The 22,670-nt window shown below is 70.8% G+C and carries 23 protein-coding genes; 15 read left to right on the top strand and 8 right to left on the bottom strand.

The genetic code is table 11. The features are described 5' to 3' along the window. Positions 1-7: 7 nt before the first annotated feature. The 3 genes from ACIQPR_RS27220 to ACIQPR_RS27210 all read right to left on the bottom strand — a co-directional run bounded on the left by ACIQPR_RS27220 (position 8) and on the right by ACIQPR_RS27210 (position 3,286). Complete coding sequence (locus ACIQPR_RS27220; protein WP_403653238.1) at positions 8-1,390, bottom strand: ferric reductase-like transmembrane domain-containing protein; 1,383 nt, start codon at positions 1,388-1,390, stop codon at positions 8-10. 77 nt (positions 1,391-1,467) lie between these two features. Then, positions 1,468-1,926, bottom strand: coding sequence for an FMN-binding protein (locus ACIQPR_RS27215; RefSeq protein ID WP_403653235.1), 459 nt, complete (start codon positions 1,924-1,926; stop codon positions 1,468-1,470). A gap of 7 nt (positions 1,927-1,933) precedes the next feature. After that, positions 1,934-3,286, bottom strand: a complete 1,353-nt coding sequence (locus tag ACIQPR_RS27210; RefSeq protein WP_403653233.1) for a ferric reductase-like transmembrane domain-containing protein — start codon at positions 3,284-3,286, stop codon at positions 1,934-1,936. A 150-nt stretch (positions 3,287-3,436) separates the two neighbouring features. On the opposite strand from ACIQPR_RS27210, the gene ACIQPR_RS27205 reads away from it, so the two are divergent. Together ACIQPR_RS27205 and ACIQPR_RS27200 are read left to right on the top strand one after the other, a co-directional pair. After that, positions 3,437-4,174: a response regulator transcription factor gene (locus ACIQPR_RS27205; RefSeq protein ID WP_403653230.1), complete on the top strand. Its 738-nt coding sequence runs from the start codon at positions 3,437-3,439 to the stop codon at positions 4,172-4,174. Continuing rightward, complete coding sequence (locus ACIQPR_RS27200) at positions 4,174-5,697, top strand: sensor histidine kinase (RefSeq protein WP_403653227.1); 1,524 nt, start codon at positions 4,174-4,176, stop codon at positions 5,695-5,697. The genes ACIQPR_RS27205 and ACIQPR_RS27200 overlap by 1 nt, the downstream gene beginning before the upstream one ends. Before the next feature lie 53 nt (positions 5,698-5,750). On the opposite strand, the gene ACIQPR_RS27195 is transcribed toward ACIQPR_RS27200, so the two are convergent. Both ACIQPR_RS27195 and ACIQPR_RS27190 read right to left on the bottom strand, forming a co-directional pair. Then, positions 5,751-6,476, bottom strand: a complete 726-nt coding sequence (locus tag ACIQPR_RS27195) for a L,D-transpeptidase (RefSeq protein ID WP_403653225.1) — start codon at positions 6,474-6,476, stop codon at positions 5,751-5,753. Between the two features lie 130 nt (positions 6,477-6,606). Then, the gene (locus ACIQPR_RS27190) at positions 6,607-7,473 is read right to left on the bottom strand and encodes a hypothetical protein (protein WP_403653222.1); all 867 of its coding nucleotides are present in this window, start codon (positions 7,471-7,473) and stop codon (positions 6,607-6,609) included. 229 nt (positions 7,474-7,702) lie between these two features. On the opposite strand from ACIQPR_RS27190, the gene argH reads away from it, so the two are divergent. From argH to ACIQPR_RS27170, 4 genes are all read left to right on the top strand, one after another. Beyond that, the gene (argH, locus tag ACIQPR_RS27185) at positions 7,703-9,130 is read left to right on the top strand and encodes an argininosuccinate lyase (RefSeq protein ID WP_403653219.1); all 1,428 of its coding nucleotides are present in this window, start codon (positions 7,703-7,705) and stop codon (positions 9,128-9,130) included. A 98-nt stretch (positions 9,131-9,228) separates the two neighbouring features. Next, the gene (locus ACIQPR_RS27180; RefSeq protein WP_403653216.1) at positions 9,229-10,200 is read left to right on the top strand and encodes an aldo/keto reductase; all 972 of its coding nucleotides are present in this window, start codon (positions 9,229-9,231) and stop codon (positions 10,198-10,200) included. Between the two features lie 89 nt (positions 10,201-10,289). After that, positions 10,290-10,841, top strand: a complete 552-nt coding sequence (locus ACIQPR_RS27175) for a TetR/AcrR family transcriptional regulator (RefSeq protein WP_403653213.1) — start codon at positions 10,290-10,292, stop codon at positions 10,839-10,841. After that, positions 10,838-12,349 carry an MFS transporter gene (locus ACIQPR_RS27170; RefSeq protein ID WP_403653210.1) on the top strand — a complete coding sequence of 504 codons (1,512 nt, stop codon included), beginning with the start codon at positions 10,838-10,840 and terminating at the stop codon, positions 12,347-12,349. Before ACIQPR_RS27175 ends, ACIQPR_RS27170 begins: the two co-directional genes overlap by 4 nt. A gap of 77 nt (positions 12,350-12,426) precedes the next feature. On the opposite strand, the gene ACIQPR_RS27165 is transcribed toward ACIQPR_RS27170, so the two are convergent. Then, complete coding sequence (locus tag ACIQPR_RS27165; RefSeq protein ID WP_403653207.1) at positions 12,427-13,098, bottom strand: lysophospholipid acyltransferase family protein; 672 nt, start codon at positions 13,096-13,098, stop codon at positions 12,427-12,429. 319 nt (positions 13,099-13,417) lie between these two features. Here ACIQPR_RS27165 and ACIQPR_RS27160 point away from each other — a divergent pair, with 319 nt between their 5' ends. From ACIQPR_RS27160 to ACIQPR_RS27150, 3 genes are all read left to right on the top strand, one after another. Further along, complete coding sequence (locus tag ACIQPR_RS27160; protein WP_403653204.1) at positions 13,418-14,599, top strand: glycerophosphodiester phosphodiesterase; 1,182 nt, start codon at positions 13,418-13,420, stop codon at positions 14,597-14,599. A gap of 73 nt (positions 14,600-14,672) precedes the next feature. After that, on the top strand, positions 14,673-15,179 hold the full coding sequence (locus tag ACIQPR_RS27155) for an RNA polymerase sigma factor (protein WP_403653201.1): 507 nt from the start codon (positions 14,673-14,675) through the stop codon (positions 15,177-15,179). A 46-nt stretch (positions 15,180-15,225) separates the two neighbouring features. Beyond that, entirely contained in the window at positions 15,226-15,723 is a 498-nt protein-coding gene (locus tag ACIQPR_RS27150) for a GNAT family N-acetyltransferase (RefSeq protein WP_403653198.1), read from the top strand. Here the strand turns inward: ACIQPR_RS27150 and ACIQPR_RS27145 are convergent. Further along, a complete protein-coding gene (locus ACIQPR_RS27145) occupies positions 15,713-16,165 on the bottom strand; it encodes a hypothetical protein (RefSeq protein ID WP_403653196.1) in 453 nt (150 codons plus the stop codon). The two genes, ACIQPR_RS27150 and ACIQPR_RS27145, sit on opposite strands and share 11 nt — an antisense overlap. A gap of 1 nt (position 16,166) precedes the next feature. Continuing rightward, entirely contained in the window at positions 16,167-16,526 is a 360-nt protein-coding gene (locus ACIQPR_RS27140; protein ID WP_403653193.1) for a hypothetical protein, read from the bottom strand. A 51-nt stretch (positions 16,527-16,577) separates the two neighbouring features. Here ACIQPR_RS27140 and ACIQPR_RS27135 point away from each other — a divergent pair, with 51 nt between their 5' ends. The 6 genes from ACIQPR_RS27135 (at position 16,578) to cbiE (ending at position 22,335) form a co-directional block, all read left to right on the top strand. Continuing rightward, positions 16,578-17,228: an HAD family hydrolase gene (locus tag ACIQPR_RS27135; RefSeq protein WP_403653192.1), complete on the top strand. Its 651-nt coding sequence runs from the start codon at positions 16,578-16,580 to the stop codon at positions 17,226-17,228. A gap of 328 nt (positions 17,229-17,556) precedes the next feature. After that, positions 17,557-18,591 carry a methionine ABC transporter ATP-binding protein gene (locus ACIQPR_RS27130; RefSeq protein WP_403653189.1) on the top strand — a complete coding sequence of 345 codons (1,035 nt, stop codon included), beginning with the start codon at positions 17,557-17,559 and terminating at the stop codon, positions 18,589-18,591. Then, entirely contained in the window at positions 18,588-19,292 is a 705-nt protein-coding gene (locus ACIQPR_RS27125; protein ID WP_403653186.1) for a methionine ABC transporter permease, read from the top strand. Before ACIQPR_RS27130 ends, ACIQPR_RS27125 begins: the two co-directional genes overlap by 4 nt. 87 nt (positions 19,293-19,379) lie before the next feature. Next, a complete protein-coding gene (locus ACIQPR_RS27120) occupies positions 19,380-20,213 on the top strand; it encodes a MetQ/NlpA family ABC transporter substrate-binding protein (protein WP_403653183.1) in 834 nt (277 codons plus the stop codon). 144 nt (positions 20,214-20,357) lie between these two features. Further along, positions 20,358-20,996 (top strand): GNAT family N-acetyltransferase, encoded by a 639-nt coding sequence (locus ACIQPR_RS27115; RefSeq protein ID WP_403653180.1) that lies wholly within the window; start codon positions 20,358-20,360, stop codon positions 20,994-20,996. A gap of 115 nt (positions 20,997-21,111) precedes the next feature. Beyond that, positions 21,112-22,335: a precorrin-6y C5,15-methyltransferase (decarboxylating) subunit CbiE gene (cbiE, locus tag ACIQPR_RS27110; RefSeq protein WP_403653177.1), complete on the top strand. Its 1,224-nt coding sequence runs from the start codon at positions 21,112-21,114 to the stop codon at positions 22,333-22,335. Positions 22,336-22,670: the final 335 nt, after the last annotated feature.

Below are 22,670 nucleotides of genomic sequence, written 5' to 3'. Positions count from 1 at the left end.
CCGTCGCTCACATCTCGAACGACTCGTGATGGATGCGGCGGGCGGGAACCCCCGCGCCGCGCAGTGCTTCGTAGACCGACTGCGCGAAGCCGGGCGGCCCGCACATGAAGACGTCGTGGTTGTCGATGTCGGGCAGCTTGCGGCGCAGCGAGTCCGCCGAGATGTCGGGGCGCTCGCCGTCCGGGCTGTTGACCGCGTACATCAGACGGGCGCCGCGCTCGTCGGCGATCTTCGCCAACTCGTCCCACAGCGCCAGGTCCTGAGTCGTGTTCGCCCGGTAGAGCAGCGTGATGTCACCGGCCGCGCCGGGCAGCGTCTCGAACAGCGCGCGCATCGGCGTGATGCCGACACCGCCCGCGACCAGCAGCACCTTGCCTCGGGTGCGCCGCTGCGAGGTCATCGCGCCGTAGGGGCCCTCGGCCCACACCTTCATGCCGGGGCGCAGTTCGCGCAGCCGGGCGCTGTGGTCGCCGATCGCCTTGACGGTGATCCGCAGCATGTTCGGGCGGGGGGCCGCCGACAGCGAGTACGGGTGCGAGCTGAACCGCATGCCCGGCGCGAGGAAGCGCCACCGGAAGAACTGCCCGGCCTCCGCGCCCATCCGGTGCAGCTTCCGCCCGCCGATCAGCACCGACACGATGCCGGGCGTCTCCTCGATGACCGCCTCGACGTACATCCGGTGCCGCAGGTTGAGCCGGATCGGGGTGAGGATCCGGTACCAGACCACGAGCGCGGTGACCGTGCCGTAGAGCCCGTACCAGAAGGTCTTGGCGATCGAGGTCAGCGCGAAGTCGTTGCCGGTGCTGATCTGGTGCCAGAAGGTGAGGAACACCGCGCCGTACGTCAGCAGATGGACGTGGTACCAGGTGTCGTACGGCAGCCTGCGGCGGACGGCGCCGATCGACGAGAGGCCGATGAGCAGGAACAGGCCGGTGCCGATGGCGGCCTTGCCCATGTCGGGCAGCTGGTTCACCGAGTCGATGGTCTGCTGGACGATGTCGCCCAGCGTCTTGCCCGCCTGGAGGGCGTAGCCCCACATGATGAGGAAGACGTGCGCGAAGACCAGGCAGAGCGTGTACCGGCCGCTCATCGCGTGCCAGCGGGCGACCCGGTCGGAGCCGACCCGGCGTTCCAGGGCGGGCACGCGGGCCATCTGGAGCACGACGAGCGCCATCAGATAGCCGGCCAACAGGCCGGTGATACGGCCCGCGTTGAGGATCTTGCCGTTCTGGTCGGCGATGGACGGCGTGTTCTGCCACCACAGCCACAGCACCGCGACCGCTCCCGCCCAGACGGCGAGCAGCAGCAGGGTCGCTGGGGAGCGGCGCGGGCGGATGCGGCGCATCGTCTGTCGTCGGGCGGCACGTCCGCCTGCGAGCGTGGTGGTCACGGTTCCTCCGTGGACGGGGCACAAGGGGGGTGGCGTGGCCCCTTGGCCCTGAAGTACGTGCCGTGGAGGCTGTGCGTTCAGCGTCCCGCCGAGTCCAGTGCGGACTGAAGTGACTGGCGGTAACCGTCACTTGTGTACGTCGCTCCCGACACCGTGTCGATCTTCGCGCTCTGCGCGGCCAGCGCCTCGCTCCGCAACTGCGGCAGGGCATAGGAGTTGATCTCCTGGTCACGCGGGTTGTCCGAGGGGGACTGGACCGCGGTGACATCCGTGATCTTGCCGTTCGACACGGTGATCCTCACCTGGACGGGTCCCCAACGGGTCTGCACGGTCGAGCCGGTGACGGTCCTCGTCCCGGCCACCGCCTTCCCGCTCGCGCCGGCGGAGGGAGCGGGCGACGAGACGACCCGGGGTGCCGAGGTCACCACCGGAGCCGTGTGCGGCTTCAGCGCCAGCAGCATGACCAGGCCGGACGCGGTCGCCGCAGTCGCCAGCACGATCCGCCGCAGCGGCCGGTTCTGCTTCAACGGATGCACGACGACCTCACAGCTCGAACGACTCGTGGTGGATACGGCGGTCCGGCACACCGGCGGCGGACAGCGCCCCGTAGACCTCCTGGGCGAAGGCGTGCGGACCGCAGACGTACACGTCGTGCCCGGCGAGATCGGGCACGGCCCGGCGCAGTGCCGCCGCGCCGAGCGAAGGCCGTTGCCCCTGCGGCCCGTTGAGCGCGTACAGCACCCTCGCGCCGCGCCACCGCGCGATGGCCTCCAACTCCCCGCCCAGCGCCAGGTCTTCGGCCGTACGCGCCCGGTACAGCAGCGTCACCTCGCCCGGCAGGGTCTCGAACAGCGCCCGCAGCGGGGTGATCCCGACCCCGGCCGCGATCAGCAACGACCGCTGCCCGGTGCGCCGTTCGGCGGTCATCGCGCCGTACGGCCCCTCCGCCCACACCCGGGCACCCGGCCGCAGCAGCGGCACCGCCGCGCTGTGGTCGCCGAGCGCCTTCACCGTGATCCGCAGCCGGTCCCCGCGCGGCGGCGCCGACAGCGAGTACGGCGTCGACGTCCAGCCCATGCCCTCGCCGAAGAACCGCCAGCGGAAGAACTGGCCCGCCTGCGCGTCGAGTTCGTCGACATGCCGGCCCCGTACGACGACGGAGTACACGCCCGGCGCCTCCTTGTGCACGGACTCGACCCGCAGCCGGTGCCGCAGGTTGAGCCGCACCGGCGCGAGGATCCGGTACCACAGGACGAGGGCCGCGACACCGAGGTACAGGCCGTACCAGGCGGCCGTCGCTCCGGCGTGGCCGTTGAACTCGTCGCCCAGGCTCAGCTGGTGGAAGAAGGCGAGGAAGACCGCGCAGTACGTGAGGAGATGGACGTAGTACCAGAACTCGTAGCTGAGTCTCCGGCGCGCGGCCCGTGCCGAGGTGATGCCGACCGCGAACAGTACGAGGGCGCCGAGGGTGCCCTTCAGCATGTCCGGGTAGTCCAGGACCACCGTGACCGTCTCGTGCACGATCGAGGCGCGGTCCTGAGCGGCGTAACCGAGCAGGATGAACACGACGTGCACGACCAGCAGGCAGATCGTGTAGCGGCCCGCCATCGCGTGCCAGCGTGCCACCCGGTCCGAGCCGATCCGCCGCTCCAGCAGCGGCACCCGCGCCATCAGCCCCACGAGCACCGCGCAGGCGTACCCGCACAGCAGCCCGGCGATCCGCCCGACCCCGGTCAGCCGGCCCGCCGCCCCGACGACCGAGCCGGTGTCCGCCCACCAGAGGGCGACCGCGGCCGCCGCTCCGGCCCACAGCAGCGCGAGCACCGGGCCCGCCGGTGAGCGCCGGGGCACCCGCGGCACGGGCGGCGCCTTTCGCTGCTCGTACACGGTGGTCATGTGTCGGTCCTTTCACCCGTCCCGCACACAACTGTGCGGGCCCAACCTCTGAGGGATCTCTGAGCGGACGCCGTTCCCGGCCTTCTCAGAGGAAACTCAGAGGTCCTCGCGGCGGCCGGGGTCGCCGCCAGGGGTGATGCTGTAAGTGCCATGAACACCACCCGCTCCGGCCGGCCGGCCCTCACCCGCCCCGACGGCACCCCCGTGCGCGTCCTCGTCGTCGACGACGACCCCGACCTGGCCGAGGTGCTCTCCGGCGCCCTGCGCTACGAGGGCTGGCAGGTCCGCACGGCGGGCGACGGAGCCGCCGCGCTGGCCGGGGCGCGCGAGCTGCGGCCCGACGCCGTCGTCCTGGACGTGATGCTCCCGGACACCGACGGCCTCGCCGTGCTGCGCTCCCTGCGCGAGGTGAAGCCCGACGTCTGCGTGCTCTTCCTCACGGCCCGGGACACCGTGGAGGACCGCATCGCCGGCATCACCGCGGGCGGCGACGACTACGTGACCAAACCCTTCAGCCTGGAGGAGGTCGTCGCCCGGCTGCGCGGACTGCTGCGCCGCGCGGGCATGGCCCGCCAGCAGGAGGAGGGCCCGCGGATGACCGTCGGGGACCTGGTCATGGACGAGGAGGCCCGCGAGGTGACCCGCGCGGGCGACCTCATCGAGTTGTCACCGACCGAGTTCGAACTGCTCCGCTTCCTCATGCGCAACCCGCGCCGCGTCCTCAGCAAGGCCCAGATCCTCGACCGCGTCTGGTCCTACGACTTCGGCGGCCAGGCCCATGTCGTGGAGCTGTACATCTCGTATCTGCGCAAGAAGGTCGACGCGGGCCGGGTGCCCATGATCCACACCGTGCGCGGTGCCGGATACGTGCTCAAGCCGGTGGCGTGATGGGCGGGGCGCTGAAGGCCGTGGGGAGGCGGCTGCCCCGGCTGCGCACGCTGCGGGCGCGCCTGACCGCCGGCCTGGTGGTCCTGCTCGCGGTCAGCTGCGCGGCCGTCGGAGTGGCCGCCGTGGTCGAACTGGGCGGCTTCCTCACCGGCCGCCTCGACCAGCAACTCGCCCAGGTCGGCACGCAGTTCCCGGCCAGCCTGGAGCACAAGGGCCGGACACTCACCGACCACGACGCCGACGACCGGGAACGCGGCGACACCCGCCGGCAGGCACCGCACACCTTCGGCGCCCGCCTGGTCGACGGCGCCGTCACCAACTCGGGGGTCGTGCCCGCCGACACGGACGGCACCACGATCGACCTGAAGGTCCCGCTGACCGCACAGGACCGTGCGGAACTCGCCGGGGTCCCGGTGGGCGGCACGGCCCGCACCGTCCGCCTCTCCGCCCTGGGCGAGTACCGCGTCCTCGCCGCCAAGGGCCGGGACGGCGACGTGCTGATCACCGGGCTCCCGCTGGAGCCGGTGGACGCCGCCGTCCACCGGCTGGAGGAGGTCGCCGCGATCGTCTTCGGCGCCGCCCTCCTGATCACCGGTTTCGCGGGCGCCCTCTGGGTGCGCTGGTCGCTGCGTCCGCTCAGCCGGGTCGCCGCCACCGCCACCCGGGTCAGCGAACTCCCGCTGGCCAGCGGCGAGGTGGCGCTGCCGTCCCGGGCACCCGAGTCCGATCCGCGCAGCGAGGTGGGCCAGGTCGCCGGTGCCTTCAACCGCATGCTCGGCCATGTCGAGGACGCGCTCACCCACCGGCACGCGAGCGAGGAACGCCTGCGCAGCTTCGCGGCCGACGCCAGCCACGAGCTGCGCACACCGGTCGCCTCCATCCGCGGTCACGCCGAACTGGCCCTCCTCCATCCGGACCCCGTCCCGCCCAAGGTGACCCGGGCGCTGGAACGCATCGAGGCCGAGTCGGCGCGGATGGGCGTGATGGTCGACGAGATGCTCCTGCTGGCCCGCCTCGACGCGGGCCGCCCCCTCGAACGCCGCCCGGTCGACCTGACCCGTCTGGTCCTCGACGCCGTCGCCGACGCGCGGGCCGCGGGCCCCGACCACCGCTGGGCCCTCGATCTCCCCGAGGAACCGGTCACGGTCACCGGCGACGCCCACCGCCTGCAACAGGTGTTGGCCAACCTGTTGGCCAACGCGCGTTTGCACACGCCTGTTGGCACAAAGGTGACGGTGACGGTGGAGACAGCGGCCGAGGCGACCCGCCTGCTGGTCCACGACGACGGCCCGGGCGTCCCGGCGGAGGTCCAGCCCGGGGTCTTCGAACGCTTCACGCGGGCGGACAGACGAAGGACGGAGGGCGGGGGCACGGCGACGGGAGCGACGGCAGGCGGGGGAGCGGGCCTGGGCCTGTCGATCGTGGCGGCGGTGACGGAGGCGCACGGGGGCACCGTGGAACTGGAGAGCCGACCGGGCTCAACCACGTTCACGGTGGAACTCCCGCCCGGGGAAGCGACCTAGGGTCGCAAAGCCCCGGCCCCGGCCCCGGCCCCGCAGCCCATCAGCTCCGATCATCAGTACCGATCGAGAGCCGTGGCTCCACTCACCGTCCCGATCGCCAGGTGCGGCCCTCGCGCGGGATCGACCCACCCCAGGATCCTCCGCATCGCGTCCACCGGCACCGACACACAACCGGCCGTAGCCCCACGCCCGTTGACGTGCAGGAAGATCCCGGCCCCACGTCCCTTCACCGGTTTCGCGTAGTTGTACCCGATGACCACCCCGTACGCGTACTGCGTCGCGTACGAGATCAACCGCTCCGACTCCGACGCCCGGCAGTCATGAGCCAACGGCTCGCTCCACCGGTTGTAGACCCGTGACCGGATGTCCTCACACCACCAAGAACTTCCGTTCACGCGCCGGTACTTGACCCGGGTCCCGGTCGGCGCGCTCTTGATCCCGAAGGCGTACGGCAGGTCGTACAACCCGGTGGGGGTCGTATAGGACCCCTGCTGACGGACCCGCCCCTCGACAAGGCCCTTCGCCCCGAACCGGGCAGGCGCGGAACCGACCTTCACCCACGTCCCGCTCCGGCGCCGCTCCCACCAACTGAGCGTCCCGGACGTGGACTTGACGCTCGGCGCCTGGGCCAGGAGCAGCTGGCTCCCGCCTCCGGTGTCCGCGAGCGACGAGGGCGATGAGGGTGACGAGGGCGACGGCTCCGCGGCCCGTGCGGGCATCGCACCGAGCAGTGGAGGAAGGAGGGACGCGGACACGAGGGCGAGCACACCGGGACGCATGGGTCAGACGCTAGAGCGGGGACGCCCTGACGGCACCTCAGTTGGGCCGAACAGGCAACGCCCCCGCTCCGGACATCACCGTGGCCGCCCCGGCCGGCGTTCATCGGGGCGGCCACGGCTGCCTGTCACGTCACTTGGTGAGCGTGCAGGCGGCCAGGGAGTCCAGCCCGGTCGGCTTGGTGCCCTGCCGCCCGATGGCGATCGCGATGCGGTCGATGGTGGAGACGCGCTTGTCCTTCAGCGGGCCGAGGATGGCGTTCTGGACGAAGTTGGCGCCGCCCTGTCCGACGGTGTCGACGAGTCGCTTGTTGGCCTCGGCGATCTGGGTGTCGAGGAGGGCGAGGTTGCGGTCCACCTCGGCCTGCGCGGAGGCGGGGATCGCGGGCAGCTGCGACTTCACGTCCGGGCAGGAGATGGTCCCGACCGCGCTCGACCCGGCGGCGGCGGTGTCGTCGGTCCCTCCGGCCGCCTGCGTGGCGGCAGCGGTGGCGCTCGGGGTGGCGGTCGCACCGGTCGCACCCGTGGCCCCCGTGGCACCCGTCGAACCGGCCGCGTTCAGGGTGCAGGCGGCCAGGGCGTCGAGCCCGGTCGGCTTGGTGCCCTTGCGCCCGATCGAGATGGCGATGCGGTCGATGGTGGAGACGCGCTTGTCCTTGAGCGGGCCGAGGATGGCGTTCTGGACGAAGTTGGCGCCGCCCTGTCCGACGGTGTCGACGAGTCGCTTGTTGGCCTCGGCGATCTGGGTGTCGAGGAGGGCGAGGTTGCGGTCCACCTCGGCCTGAGCGGAGGCCGGAATGGCGGGCAGCTGCGACTTCACGTCGGGGCAGGAGATGGTCCCGGGGTCGGACAGTGTCCGGGCGGTCTGCGCGGTGCTGCTCTTGTCCGGGGTCCCGGCAAGAGCGGTACCGGCGATGACGGCACCGGTGAGGGCCACGGCGGCGGCACCGCCGATGAACACGACGCGACGCTTGTTGTACTTGGGGAGAGCCCTGGACATGGGAATGCCTCACTCGGGTCAGGGGGGAACTATGGGTGACTCGTGGGGGGAAACGCGGCGCCTGCGTTCGGCGAGAGGTACGGGAAAGCGGTTGCCCGTGTTCAAGGTCGTTCCAAGGCTCTTTCAAATTGACGAATCATGCAGAGCGCTGCATAATCATGCATGCGACACAATGCAGGGGCACCACAGCACGACGAGCCCCTTCCACGGCCTTTGAGGAGCAGCGCAAGTGAGCAGCAACAGCGGTGACGTACGGCTCTGGGGCGGACGTTTCGCCGACGGTCCCGCCGAGGCCCTGGCGAAGCTGTCCGCGTCCGTCCACTTCGACTGGCGGCTGGCGCCCTACGACATCGCCGGTTCCCGCGCCCACGCGCGCGTGCTGCACAAGGCGGGCCTCCTCACGGACGACGAACTGACCCGTATGCTCGCGGGCCTCGACCAGCTCGAAGCGGACGTCGCCGACGGCTCCTTCGTGGGCACGATCGCCGACGAGGACGTCCATACGGCCCTGGAACGCGGCCTGTTGACCATCCTCGGCCCCGACCTCGGCGGCAAGCTCCGGGCCGGCCGCTCCCGCAACGACCAGGTGGCCACCCTCTTCCGCATGTGCCTGCGCGACCACGCCCGGTCGATCGGCGGCCTGATCGCCGACCTCCAGGACGCGCTGGTCGGCCTCGCGGAGGCGCACCCGGACGTGGCGATGCCCGGCCGCACCCACCTCCAACACGCCCAGCCGGTGCTGTTCGCCCACCATGTGCTCGCCCACGTCCAGTCCCTGTCCCGGGACGCGGAACGCCTGCGCCAGTGGGACGAGCGCACGGCCGTCTCTCCGTACGGCTCCGGCGCGCTCGCGGGCTCCTCCCTCGGCCTGGACCCGGAGGCGGTGGCGAAGGACCTCGGCTTCGAGCACGGCTCGGTCGCGAACTCGATCGACGGCACGGCCTCCCGCGACTTCGTCGCCGAGTTCGCCTTCATCACCGCGATGATCGGGGTGAACCTCTCCCGGATCGCCGAGGAGGTCATCATCTGGAACACGAAGGAGTTCTCCTTCGTGACCCTGCACGACGCGTTCTCCACGGGCTCGTCGATCATGCCGCAGAAGAAGAACCCGGACATCGCGGAGCTGGCGCGCGGCAAGTCGGGCCGCCTGATCGGCAACCTGACCGGCCTCATGGCCACCCTCAAGGCCCTCCCCCTCGCCTACAACCGCGACCTCCAGGAGGACAAGGAGCCGGTCTTCGACTCCATCGACCAACTGGAGGTCCTGCTCCCGGCGTTCACCGGCATGATGGCCACCCTGACCGTCCACCGCGAGCGCATGGAGGAACTGGCCCCGGCCGGCTTCTCCCTCGCCACCGACATCGCCGAGTGGCTGGTCAAGCAGGGCGTCCCGTTCCGCGTGGCGCACGAGGTGGCCGGCGAGTGCGTCAAGGTCGCCGAGTCCGAGGACATCGAACTGAACGACCTCACGGACGAGCAGTTCGCGAAGATCTCCGCCCACCTGACCCCGGAGGTCCGCACGGTCCTGAACGTCCCGGGCGCGCTGGCCTCCCGCAACGGCCGAGGCGGTACGGCCCCGAGCGCGGTGGCGGTCCAACTGGCCGAGGTCAAGGCGGATCTGGTCCGACAGCACCTCTGGGCCGACGCCAAGTCCTGAGCCGCACGGGACCACACCGACGGCACCGACCGACCGAGGACACCGACCGCACCGACCGCATCCTGAGGCGACAGGGCATCCCGCGTTACGTTGTGGGTATGCCCTTCGCCCGCCTCGCCACCGCCACCACACCCACGGCCCACCTCGGACTCGGCCTCGCCGCCGTGGGCCGCCCCGGCTACATCAACCTCGGCCGCGACGAGGACCTCGGAGCGCTCCGCACCGTGGAAGCCCTCCGCGCCCGCACCCACGAACTCCTCGACGCCGCCTACGCGCAGGGCGTCCGCTACTTCGACGCGGCCCGCTCCTACGGCCGCTCCGAGGAGTTCCTCGCCGACTGGCTGACCGCCCACCCCGACCTCGACGACGTGGTCGTCGGCAGCAAGTGGGGCTACACCTACACCGCCGACTGGACCACCGACGCCGAGAAGCACGAGGTCAAGGACCACACCGTCCGGACCTACGACCGTCAGCGCGGCGAGAGCGCCGAACTGCTCGGCGACCGTCTCGACCTCTACCAGATCCACTCGGTGACCCCCGAGAGCCCGGCCCTCACCGACAAGGAACTCCACGCGAGACTGGCCGAGTTGGCGGCGACGGGCGTGACCGTCGGCTTCTCGACGAGCGGACCGGCCCAGGCGGACGCCATCCGGGCCGCGCTCGCCGTCACGGTCGACGGCGAGCCCCTCTTCCGTACCGTCCAGTCGACCTACAACGTCCTGGAGACCTCGGCGGGCCCGGCCCTCGCCGAGGCGCACGACGCCGGACTCGCGGTGATCGTCAAGGAGGGCATGGCCAACGGGCGGCTGTCCCAGCCGTACGCGCCGGACGCGCTGAAGGCCGTGGCGGAGGAGACGTCCGTGGGCACCGACGCGGTCGCCCTGGCGCTGGTCCTGCGCGAGCCGTGGGCCGGTGTGGTGCTGTCCGGGGCGGCGACGGCCGGGCAGCTGGCGTCCAACCTGCACGCGGCCGTCGTGGACCTGGACGAGGACCAGGTGTCCCGGCTCGCGGCACTCGCCGAGGAGCCCCGCACGTACTGGGACAGGCGCGGACAGCTGCCCTGGCACTGAGCCGTTCCGGGCTCCCGCTGATCCACCGGCCATGAGGCAGCCATGCCCGCGGTGAGACATTCATGTCTCATATGGGTTATGGTTGTCTCATGGCCGTCGATCGTGACCACGTGCTGCGCAGCGCAGCCGCCCTGCTCACCCGGAAATCCACGTCCACCATGGACGAGGTCGCCAAGGCGGCCGGGATCAGCCGGGCCACCCTGCACCGCCACTTCGCCGGACGCGACGCACTGGTCCGCGCCCTGGAGGCGCTGGGCATCGCCGAGTGCGAATCCGCCCTGGACACGGCCCGCCTGGACGAGGGCCCCGCGAGCGAGGCCGTACGGCGGCTGGTGCGGGCGCTGGAGCCGGCGGCCGGCCTGCTCGCGTTCCTCTACACCGAGAACCAGCTGTTCGAGAACGGACAGCAGAACGCGGGCTGGACCCGCCTCGACGAACGGATCGCCGCGCTCTTCCGGCGCGGCCAGGCCGGCGGCGAGTTCCGCATCGACCTAGCGCCGGCCTGGCTCACCGAGGCCCTGTACGGACTGATGGCCTCCGGCGCCTGGGCCGTCCAGGAGGGCCGGGTCGCCCCCAACGACTTCACGCACATGATCGTCGAGCTGCTGCTCGGCGGCGCGCTACGGAGAGAGGAATCATGACCAGCACCCTGCGGCCGGCGGCCGTGACGGAGACGGAGAAGCGCCCGGGCCGCTGGCTCGCGCTCTGCGTCCTCGTGCTCGCCGTGCTGCTGGTGGCCGTGGACGCGACCGTCCTCGGTCTCGCGACCCCCTACATCAGCGAGGACCTGAAGCCGTCCGGCACCCAGCTCCTGTGGATCGGCGACGTCTACTCCTTCGTCATCGCGGGCCTGCTCGTGTCGATGGGCAGCCTCGGCGACCGCATCGGCCGCAAGCGGATCCTGCTCGTCGGGGCCACCGCCTTCGGCGCGATCTCGGTCCTCAACGCCTATGCCGTGACACCGGAGTTGATGATCCTGGCGCGGGCGCTGCTCGGTGTCGCGGGCGCGACCCTGATGCCCGCCACGCTCGCCCTGATCCGCAACCTCTTCCACGACCCGCGCGAACGCAGCCTGGCGGTCGGCATCTGGGGCGCGACCGCCTCGGCCGGTACGGCGGTCGGCCCGGTGGCGGGCGGCTTCCTGCTCGAACACTTCTGGTGGGGCTCGGTGTTCCTCATCAACCTGCCGGTGATGGCGGTCCTCGTCCTGGTCGGCGTCAAGATGCTGCCCGAGTCGAAGAACCCCGACCCCGGCCCCTGGGACATGATCAGCGTCGTGCTGTCCCTGGTGGGTGTGATCGGTGTGGTCTACGCGGTCAAGGAGGCCGCGACCCACGGCTTCCAGTGGCCCGCACTCGCCGTGGGCGTACTGGGCGCGGCGGCCCTGTACTGGTTCGTCCGCCGCCAACTCACGCTTCCCGCACCCCTGTTGGACATGCGCCTGTTCCGTGACCGGGGCTTCAGCGCGGCCGTCCTGGCCGACCTGCTGACCATCCTCGGCCTGTCCGGGCTGGTGTTCTTCCTCTCCCAGTACCTCCAACTGGTCCAGGGCAGGGGCCCGTTCGAGGCGGGCCTGGCCGAAATCCCCGCCGCTGTCGGCGCGGTGGCGGCCGGTCTGATCGCGGGCCGTACGGCCCGCCGCTTCTCGGTCCGCGCGGTGGTCGCGGGCGGCCTCGCCGCGGTCGGTCTCGCGCTGGCCGTACTGACCACCCTCGACCGGTCGACCGGCTACCCGCTCCTGGGCGCCGCGCTGCTCGTGGTCGGTGTCGGCGCGGGCTTCTCCTTCACGGTGACCGCCGACGTCATCCTCTCCTCCGTACCGAAGGAACAGGCGGGCGCGGCCTCGGCGGTCTCGGAGACGGCCTACGAACTCGGCGCTGCCCTCGGGATCGCCGTACTCGGCTCGATCGTGACGGGTGTCTACCGGGGTTTCGCGGCTCCGGCGGGCACACCGAGCGCCGCCCACGAATCACTGGGCGGCGCGGTGGAAGCGGCGGGAAGCATGCCGGCCCAGGCGGCCCAGGACATGCTGACGTCGGCGAGGGAGGCCTTCGTCGACGGCCTGAGCGTGGCATCGGGAGTGGGCGCGACAGTCCTGCTCGCGACAGCGGTGGCGGCGTGGTTCCTGCTGAGGGGCCAACGTCTTTAGGGGGCGGGGCTGTTCCGTCTCGCGGCTCTGCCGCGCGGGCGCGACCGGCGACGACGCACCCGCGCCCGAGAACAGCGTTACGCGGCCTTCGCCTTGGTGGCGTACATGTCCACGTACTCCTGGCCCGACAGCCGCATGACCTCGGCCATCACCGAGTCCGTCACGGCCCGCAGCACATACCGGTCCCGGTCCATGCCCTCGTACCGGGAGAACTCCATCGCCTCGCCGAACCGGACGGTGACCCGCCCCGGGCGGGGAATGCCCGCGCCGCCCGGCTGCAACTTGTCCGTACCGATCATCGCGAACGGCACGACCGGCGCACCCGTCATCATCGTGAGCCGGGCGATGCCGGTACGGCCCCGGTACAGGCGGCCGTCGGGGGAGCGCGTGCCCTCGGGGTAGATGCCGAAGACCTTGCCCTCTTCGAGGATGCGGCGGCCGGTCATCAGGGCGGCGACCCCGCCGTTGGCCCCGTCCCGGTCCACCGGGATCATGCCGACGCCGGTGAAGAACCAGGCCATGAGACGGCCCTTGAAGCCCTTGCCGGTGACGTACTCGTCCTTCCCGATGAAGAACACCTGCCGGTCGCAGACCAGCGGAAGGATCATCGAGTCGATGAACGTGAGGTGGTTGCCGGCCAGGATCACCGGGCCGTCACCGGGGATGTGCTCCGCGCCCTCCACACGTGTGCGGAACATCAGGCGCATGATCGGTCCGAGCACTGCCTTGATGAGCACGAAGCGGGACAACGGGCCCTCCGGTGTCAAGGGGTCGATATAAAACTGTGCAGGTGAGGACGATACTCGCGGTGCCCCGCGTATTGCACATCGGGTTCACCGAGGTCTTACGCAGTGTTGACGCACGTTTACCTGCGGTGTCGCTCCGGAGTCGTCCCGTAACCGGGCCGCCATGTTGTGACGTATCTCGCGTTCCTGGCTGATGCGGTGTCAAACCTGTCCTTCCGTACGACATCGAGCGTCACCGTCGTGTTCCGGCCGAGGTCTCCCGCTCGTCATGTACACGCACCTACGATCGGCGCGCAGCGACGGGGCGACGCCAGGAGGCTTCATGGACACGCAGGGAACACAGGGGCCGGCCGAGCGGGCGGGCGGCACCGGACGACGGGCGCTGCTCGGCGCGGCCGTGCTCGGCGCGGGAGCGGCCGCCCTGGGACCGGCGGGCACCGCGCGAGCCGCCGAGGCCGCGACGGCCCGCCACGGCGGCGGCCTGAAGGACCTGCCCAGGCCGACGATCGTCGGGCACCGGGGCACCAGCGGCTACCGCCCCGAGCACACCTTCGGCTCGTACGACCTGGCCCTGGACCTGGGCGCCGACATCGTCGAGGCCGGTGACCTGGTCCCCACCAAGGACGGCCACCTGGTCTGCCGGCACGAGCCGGAGATCGGCGGCACCACGAACGTCGCCGACCACCCCGAGTTCGCGAGCCGCAAGACCACCAAGCTGCTCGACGGCGTCTCCACGACCGGCTGGTTCACCGAGGACTTCACGCTCGCCGAGCTGAAGACCCTGCGCGCGATCGAGCGCATTCCGGCCAACCGCCCGCACAACACGCTCTACAACGGCCGCTGGGAGATCCCGACCTTCGAAGAGGTCCTCAAGTGGCAGGACGAGCAGACCCGTAAGCGCGGCAAGCAGGTCTGGATCTACCCGGAGATGAAGCACCCCACCTACTTCCGCAAGCGCGGCTTCGACATGGAGAAGCTGCTCTCCTCGGCCCTGCGCAAGCACGGCAAGGACAAGCGGAACTCGCCGGTCCTCATCCAGTCCTTCGAGCCGACCAGCATCCAGAAGATCCGCCGGCTCGTCGGCAACAACCTCGTCGTGCTGCTGTCCGGCACGGGCACCCGGCCCTTCGACTTCGTCGACCTGGGCGACCCGCGCACGGTCGACGACCTGGTCACCCCGAAGGGCCTCGCCGAGATCGCGTCGTACGCCCAGGGTCTGGGCCCGACACTCGACCTGATCATCACCAAGAACGCGGACGGCAGCCTGAACAAGGAGACCACCCTCGTCGCCGACGCGCACAAGGCCAGGCTGATCCTGCACCCCTACACCATGCGCAACGAGAACCCCTTCCTGCCGCTGGAGTACCGCAAGGGCACGGACGTGGACGCCTACGGCGACGCGTTCGGCGCCTTCAAGCGCTACTTCGCCACCGGCATCGACGGTGTCTTCACCGACAACGCCGACACCGGTCTGCTGGCCCGCGCGGACTTCGTCAACGGCTGAGCCCCGCGCCCCGTTGGAGTGACAGACGGCCGCCCCGGCAACCTTGTGCCGGGGCGGCCACGTCGTGCCGCATATGACACACCAACTCGTCACGACCCTGCGCCCACTGCTCGCCGCCGAGGCCTCCGCCGAGGCATATGCCTCCGGAACCGAACCGGCCGACCTCGAACAGGCCGTCTGGCTCCGCCTCCTGGAACGCCTCGACACCTCCGGCCCGCCGCGCGACCCCGAGGGCTGGCTCCGCCGCGCGGTCCGCTCGGAGGCCCGCCGCACCCGCCGCACGGCCCGTGTCGAGCAGTCGTACGGCGACGATCCCGTCGAGGACGGCGAGCGCGGCCCCGAGCAGGTCGCCCTCACGGCGGCGCGGCATCGCGCGCTGCACGACGCGGTGCGCCGGCTGCCGGGCCGCTGCCCGCGTCTGCTGGCGGCGCTGCTGTCGCCCGAGGACCTCACCTACCGCGAGATCGCGGGGGAGTTGGGTATCTCACAGGGCAGTCTCGGCCCGGAACGTTCCAGATGTCTGGGATGTCTCCGGCGATTGCTGACGCCGGAGGTTGCGGCCCGCGAAGCACGGGGATAGGAGTGAGGAATCAAGTGGCGATCAGGTGAGCGGGAGGCGTGCGCACATGGGCATGAGCGTGACCATCTCGGTGGCGACCGAGCAGGACGCAGAGCAGATCTTCAGGCTTCAGTACCTGTGCTTCCAGAGCGAGGCGGCGCTGTACGGCAACTACCGCATCGACCCGCTCGTCCAGAGCCTCGACTCGGTCCGGGCCGAACTGGGCTCGGACTGCGTGTTCGTGGCCCGGCTGGGCGAGGAGGTGGTCGGCTCGGTCCGCGGCACGGTGACCGAGGACGGCGCCGCCGCCATCGGCAAACTCTGCGTCCACCCGCGCCTCCAGGGCCACGGCATCGGCGCCCGTCTCCTGCGCGCCGCCGAGTCCGCCCTCGCCGAGGAACGCGGCGCCAAGAAGTTCCGCCTCCACACCGGCCACCGCAGCGAGGGCAACCTCCGCCTGTACCGCCGCGTCGGCTACGAGACCGTAGGCACCTCCCAGGGCGCCGACGGCGTACCGATGATCGTCCTGGAGAAGCCGGTCGAGGCGTACGTCGCTACCGCGTGACCGCGCCGGCCCGGTTCTTCCGCAGCCAGTACAGCGCGGACAGCGGCAGCAGCACGGGGATGAAGACGTACCCCGCGCCGTAGTACGACCAGACCGTCGCGTCCGGGAAGGCCGAGCCGTCGATCACGGTCAGCGTGCCCACGATCAGGACACCCGCGAGTTCGGCGGCGCAGCACGCCTGTGCCGCCCTGCGCGCCCGCTCGCCGCCGCGGACCAGGGAGTACGTGATGAAGCCGTACACCACCCCCGCGACGGCCGACAGGGAGTAGGCGAGCGGGGCCCGGTCGAACTCGGTGGAGATCTGGTAGACGGAACGCGAGACCGCGCCGACGACCATCACGCCGTAGAACCAGACGAGCAGCATGCCGGGTCCGCCGATGAGCCGCTGGGGCCCGGCTTCCGCCGTGTTGTCTTCCGCGGTGTTCTCGTCCACGGTGGTCATCTCAGCTTCCCCAGATGTCGTAGAGCCGCACTTCGAGCACGGCCAGGACCACGGCGCCGGCCGCGACCGTCGCCGAACCCCAGCGGGTGCGCTCCGCCAGGGACATGAGACCCGCCGCCGGTACCGCCGCGAACGCGCCCAGCAGATACGCCACGAAGATCGTCGTGCCCTGCTCCGCCTTCTCGCCACGCGCCAACTGCACGATCCCGACCACCAGTTGGACCGTGGCCAGCAGGGTGACCACCGCCATGCCGATGAAGTGCCAGTCCTTCGTCGACTGGTCGCGGTAGGCCGCCCACCCGGTCCAGGCGGCGAGCAGCAGCGCGGCGACACCGATCACCAGCGTCAGGGCATCAAGCATGCCGCGACCCTATTACGGGCCAAAAGACCCGGTGACCGTAGGGTCGGGAACATGAAGATCCATGCTGAGGCCCTCCTGTTCGACAACGACGGCACGCTCGTCTCCTCCCTCGAATCCGTGCGCAGGTGCTGGACGCGCTGGGCGGCGGAGTTCGGGATCGCCGCCGAGGACTTCGCCCGGGTCGAACTCCACGGGCGGACCGCCGTCGCGATAGCCGCCGACCTGCTGCCCGCCGACGTCGTCCCCGCCGCGGTCGCCCGCATCGAGGCGCTGGAGGTCGAGGACGTCGCCAACGGGGGCGCCATTCCGCTGCCCGGCACCGAGGCGTTCCTCGGCTCGCTGCCCGCCGACCGCTGGGCCGTCGTCACCTCCGCCACCCGCCGGCTCGCCGAGGCCCGGCTCGCGCACGCCGGCATCCTGCCCAAGGTCCTCGTGGTCGCCGAGGACGTCACCCGCGGCAAGCCCGACCCCGAGCCCTACCTCCTCGCCGCCCGTCGGCTCGGCGTCGACCCGGCCCGCTGCGTCGTCTTCGAGGACGCCCCGGCGGGCCTCAGGGCGGGCCGCGCGGCCGGAATGATCACCGTGGCCTTGGCCACAACCCACGAGGCCCACGAGCTCGAAGCCGATCTTGTCGTGAACGACCTGTCGGCCCTGTCCGCGCTGGTCAGCGACGGGGGAGTGGAGATCTCCGCGCGCCGCTGACACCCGTCCGCCGCTGTCCGGCATACGGACAGCGGCACTTTGTCAGGACCGTACGTCTGCTTTACTGATTCCATGACCACGACGAGCTGCCGCACCCTTGCGACCGAGGCGACCCTGACGCCCGGTGCTCGTTGTATGTGTCGAATGCGCGCCTTCTAGAGGGCCCCCGCACCACCCCCGGGCCACGCGCCCCAGCCTCGCGCCCCGAAGCGAGCCGCCCCGGCACGTCCACGCGCCGACCGCCGTGCGACACCGCCGCCCCACGCACATTTCCCCCCTCGTACCCGGGCACATCCACGCCCCCGTACTCGACAGTCATGGAACCCCAGTGATCACCACATCGGGCCTGACCAAGGTCTACCGCTCGCGAGGCCGTGAGGTCACCGCTCTCGACGGCGTCGATCTCCACGTCCGCGAAGGCGAGGTGTACGGCGTCATCGGCCAGTCCGGCGCCGGCAAGTCCTCGCTCATCCGCTGCGTCAACCTGCTGGAGCGGCCCACCGCCGGCACGGTCACCGTGGACGGCCAGGACCTCACCGCCCTCGCCGGGCGCGGACCGCGCGCCGGACGCGAACTCCGGCAGGCGCGCAGCCGTATCGGCATGGTCTTCCAGCACTTCAACCTGCTCTCCTCGCGCACCGTGCAGGACAACGTCGAGCTGCCGCTCGAAATCCTCGGGAAGTCCGGGAAGGAGCGCTCCGCCAAGGCACTCGAACTGCTCGACCTGGTCGGGCTCGCCGACCGGGCGAAGTCCTACCCGGCACAGCTCTCCGGCGGCCAGAAGCAGCGCGTCGGCATCGCCCGCGCCCTGGCCGGCGACCCCAAGGTGCTGCTCTCCGACGAGGCCACCAGCGCCCTCGACCCGGAGACCACCCGCTCGATCCTCCAGCTGCTGCGCGACCTCAACCGGCAGCTGGGCCTGACCGTCCTGCTCATCACCCACGAGATGGACGTCGTGAAGTCGGTCTGCGACTCCGCCGCGCTCATGCGGCACGGGCGGGTCGTCGAGTCCGGGACCGTCAGCGAACTGCTCGGCACCCCCGGCTCCGAACTGGCCGCCGCGCTCTTCCCGGTCAGCGGCGAGGCGGGCGACGAGGAGCGGACCGTCGTCGACATCACCTTCCACGGCGAGGCCGCCACCCAGCCCGTCGTCTCACGGCTCTCCCGCACCTACAACATCGACATCTCGATCCTCGGCGCCGCCATCGACACCGTCGGCGGCCTCCAGGTCGGCCGGATGCGCATCGAACTGCCCGGCCGCTACGAGGACAACGTCGTGCCGATCGGCTTCCTGCGCGAACAGGGCCTGCGGATCGACGTGGTGGGCCAGGAGCCCGTACTGCTGAAGGAAGGTGCCAAGTGAGCTGGTCCGAGATGCAGCCCCTGCTGTCCCAGGCGTGTTGGGACACGCTCTACATGGTCGGCTGGTCCACGCTCGTCGCCGTCGTCGGCGGCCTCCCGCTCGGCATCCTGCTGGTGCTGACCGACCGCGGCGGACTGCTCCAGAACGTGGCCGCCAACAAGGTCATCGGGCAGATCGTGAACGTCGCCCGCTCGCTGCCCTTCATCATCCTCATGGTCGCGCTGATGAACTTCACCCGGACCGTCACGGGGACGACCATCGGTCGCGAGGCCGCCATCGTGCCGCTCGCGATCGGGGCAATTCCCTTCTTCGCGCGCCTCGTCGAGACGGCTGTCCGCGAAGTGGACGGCGGGCTGGTCGAGGCCGTGCAGTCGATGGGCGGCAACACCTGGACCGTCGTGCGCAAGGTCCTCGTGCCGGAGTCCCTGCCCTCGCTGATCTCCAGCACCACCACCACGATCGTCGCGCTCATCGGCTACTCAGCGATGGCCGGCACGGTCGGCGCCGGCGGCCTCGGCGACATCGCCATCCGCTACGGCTACCAGCGCTTCGAGACACAGCTGATGTGGATCACCGTGGCGATCCTGGCGGTCGTCATCTCCCTCATCCAGTTCGCCGGCGACTACGCGGCCCGCTCCGCGCACCGGCGCGGCGGACGCTCGGGCCCCGCGCCGAGGCTACGGCTGCTGAAAGCCGCGTAAGCACCCCGGCGGCTCACCCCCCAAGACTCCCCGCACCACCCACCGCGGGGTCGTAGTACGCGACACCCTTCAGGAAAGGCACTTTTCGTGCGTAACACCGCAAAGCTCAGCACCGCCGTCCTCGCCGCCGGAGCGCTCACCTTCGCGCTCTCCGCCTGCGGCTCGGACAAGGGCTCCTCCTCGGCCGCCGACTACAGCGGACCGCTGGTCGTCGCCGCGAGCCCCACCCCGCACGCCGAGATCCTCGACTACGTCAAGGACCACCTGGCGAAGAAGGCCGGACTCGACCTGGAGGTCAAGGAGTTCACCGACTACGTCACACCGAACACCGCGACCGAGGACGGCTCGGTGGGCGCCAACTACTTCCAGAACCAGCCGTACCTCGACGACTTCAACAAGAAGAACGGCACCCACATCGTGCCCGTCGTCACGGTCCACCTGGAGCCGCTCGGCCTCTACTCCCACAAGGTGAAGAGCGCCGACGCCCTGAAGAGCGGCGCTACGGTCGCCGTCCCCAACGACAGCGTCAACGAGGCCCGCGCCCTCAAGCTGCTCGCGGCGAACAAGCTGATCACCCTCAAGGCCGGCGTGGGCAACGAGGCCACCCCCGCCGACATCACCGACAACCCCAAGAAGCTCAAGTTCAAGGAGCTGGAGGCGGCCCAGACCCCGCGCTCCCTGGACGACGTCGACGCGGCCGTCATCAACGGCAACTACGCCATCTCCTCCGGCCTGAAGCCCGCCAAGGACGCCCTCGTCCTGGAGTCGGCGACGGACAACCCCTACGGCAACTTCCTCGCCGTGAAGAAGGGCAACGAGAAGGACCCGCGCGTCAAGAAGCTCGCGAAGCTGCTCACCTCGCCCGAGGTGAAGAAGTTCATCGAGGACAAGTACGCCGGTTCCGTCATCCCGTCCTTCTGAGTCGTCTTGTAGACAACTCACCACAACTCACCGGGTCCACCCGCTCACCGCGGGTGGACCCCGTGGTGCGGTTCACCGCTTTCATGCTGCATGCTGGGCAGTTCAGGTTGCCCTGAACATTTTCCAAAGGTTACGGAGCGGCGCATGACTAGCACCTTCCCCAACATCTCCATCAGCACGGAGCGGTTGGTGCTGCGGCCCCTCGAAGAGGACGATGCGCAGGCCCTGGCCGAGATGATGAACGACGACCAGGTCGCGGCCTGGACCGACGTCCCCCAGCCGTTCAGCGAGCCCGGCGCCCGCGAGTGGATCACCAACTACGCGCCCGCCGAACGGACCTCGGGCCGCGGCCTCGACCTCGCCGTCACCGAGTTCCTCACCCAACGGCTCGTCGGCATCGTCCAGTTGACCAAGACGGACTGGCATGTCCGGTCCACCGAGCTGTCGTACATCATCGCCCCCTGGGCACGCGGCGAGGGCTACGCCTCCGAAGCCGCCCTCGCCACCGCCCAATGGCTGTTCGGGGACCAGAAGTTGGAGCGCATCGAACTGCGCACCGCCGCCGACAACACCGCCTCCCAACAGGTCGCGCAGAAGATCGGCTGCATCAGCGAGGGCGTCCTGCGCAACGCCTGCATAGCGCACGTCCACGCCGACGACGGCACCTGGATCGACGTCCGCACCGACTTCATCGTGTGGAGCCTCCTCCCCGAGGACCTGGAGGGCACGGCCGAGCAGCTCGCCGACGCCGACGGCTTCACGTCACTCGCCGACTGGAACTGAATCCGGCGGGTACGACCACGGAAGCACCGCCCAGCCGCACCAGGTACCCTCACGGTGCCCGCGTACGGGCCGCTTCCCCCGACGACCCGCGATGCACCCCTGGAGACTGACGACGATGGCCGACCGCGTCACGGTGATCGGCTGGGACGGCTCTCCGCTGACAGCCGCGGCACGCTCCGCGCTGAGCGCCGCCACCCTGGTGGCCGGCGCGCCCCACCATCTGGAACTGCCCGAGGTACCGGCCGGCGCCGAACGCATCCGGCTCGGCAGCGTGGCCCTGGCCGCCCGCCGCATCACGGGCCACCGCGGCACGGCGGTCGTGTTCGCCGACGGGGACCCGGGCTTCTTCGGGGTCGTACGGACCCTGCGCGCACCCGAGTTCGGCCTGGAGGTGGAGGTCGTCCCCGCCGTCTCCTCGGTGGCCGCCGCCTTCGCCCGCGCCGGTATGGCCTGGGACGACGCGCAAGTGGTCGTCGCCCACCGGCGCACCCTGCGACGCGCGGTGAACGTCTGCCGGGCCCACGCGAAAGTCGCCGTCCTCACCTCACCGGGCGCCGGTCCCGCCGAACTCGGCCTGCTCCTCGAAGGCGTCCACCGCACCTTCGTCATCTGCGAGGAACTGGGCACCGAGCACGAGCAGGTCACCGTCCTCACCTCCGACAAGGCCGCCGACCGCACCTGGCGCGACCCCAACGTCGTCATCGTCATGGGCGGCCCGGCCGGCCCCGCCGTCACCGCCGGACCCGGCGAGAGCTGGATCGCCGGCCGCGACCCGGCCGCCGTCGCCCGCGGCTGGACCCTCCCCGCCGAGGCCTACGTCGGCGAGCTGGGCGAGGGCGAGACGGAACTGCTGCGGGCCGCCCAACTCGCCCGCCTCGGCCCGCGCGTCGGCGACCTCGTGTGGGACATCGGCTGCGGCAGCGGCGCCTTCGCCATCGAGGCGGCCCGCGCCGGAGCCGCCGTCATCGCCGTCGACCGCGACACCCAGGCCTGCGCCCGCACCGACTCCGCGGCCCGCAGCTTCGGCGTGCACCTCCAGATCGTCAAGGGCGACGCCCCGCACATCCTGGAGAACCTCCCCGAACCCGACGTGGTGCGCGTCGGCGGCGGGGGAGTGGCCGTCGTCTCCGCCGTCGCCGACCGGCGCCCGCAGCGCATCGTGGCGCACGCCGCGACCCGCGACGAGGCCGAACTCGTCGGCCGCGACCTGACGGAGCACGGTTACCACGTCGAGTGCGCCCTCCTCCAGTCCGTCGAACTCGACACCAGGGCCTGGACGGAGACGGAACGGAGCGTCGCGTTCCTGCTCAGCGGCCTCCTTCCCGAGCGCGTTTCGTGACCCCGCGAACCGTCCCCGTGATCCTGTTGTCGTACTGCGCGCGGTAGGCTGGCGGACCGTTGTACCGCACAGGGTGGACCGGCGCTTCGTTCGTCAATGTCCGGAAAACCCGCCCGTTTTGGGGTGTGTGTGGTACAGCGGAACCGGAGGACGCGCAACGTGGCGCAGTCCACAGCGGGCCGTCGCGGATCAAGCTGCCGTGACGGCGCAACGGCCGCGACAATGCCATTGAATGGCTTTGTCGTCTAAATGGCTTTGTCGCTTTTTGGCGTCGGGTCGTTCGTGCCGCTGGACACGCACGCTCGTTCTCCACTGCGGGGCGGTCGGTGCGCCGT

It is taken from the genome of Streptomyces sp. NPDC091280 (assembly GCF_044768565.1).
Lineage (GTDB): Bacteria > Actinomycetota > Actinomycetes > Streptomycetales > Streptomycetaceae > Streptomyces.
This window is presented reverse-complemented; position numbering and strand designations above follow the sequence as displayed.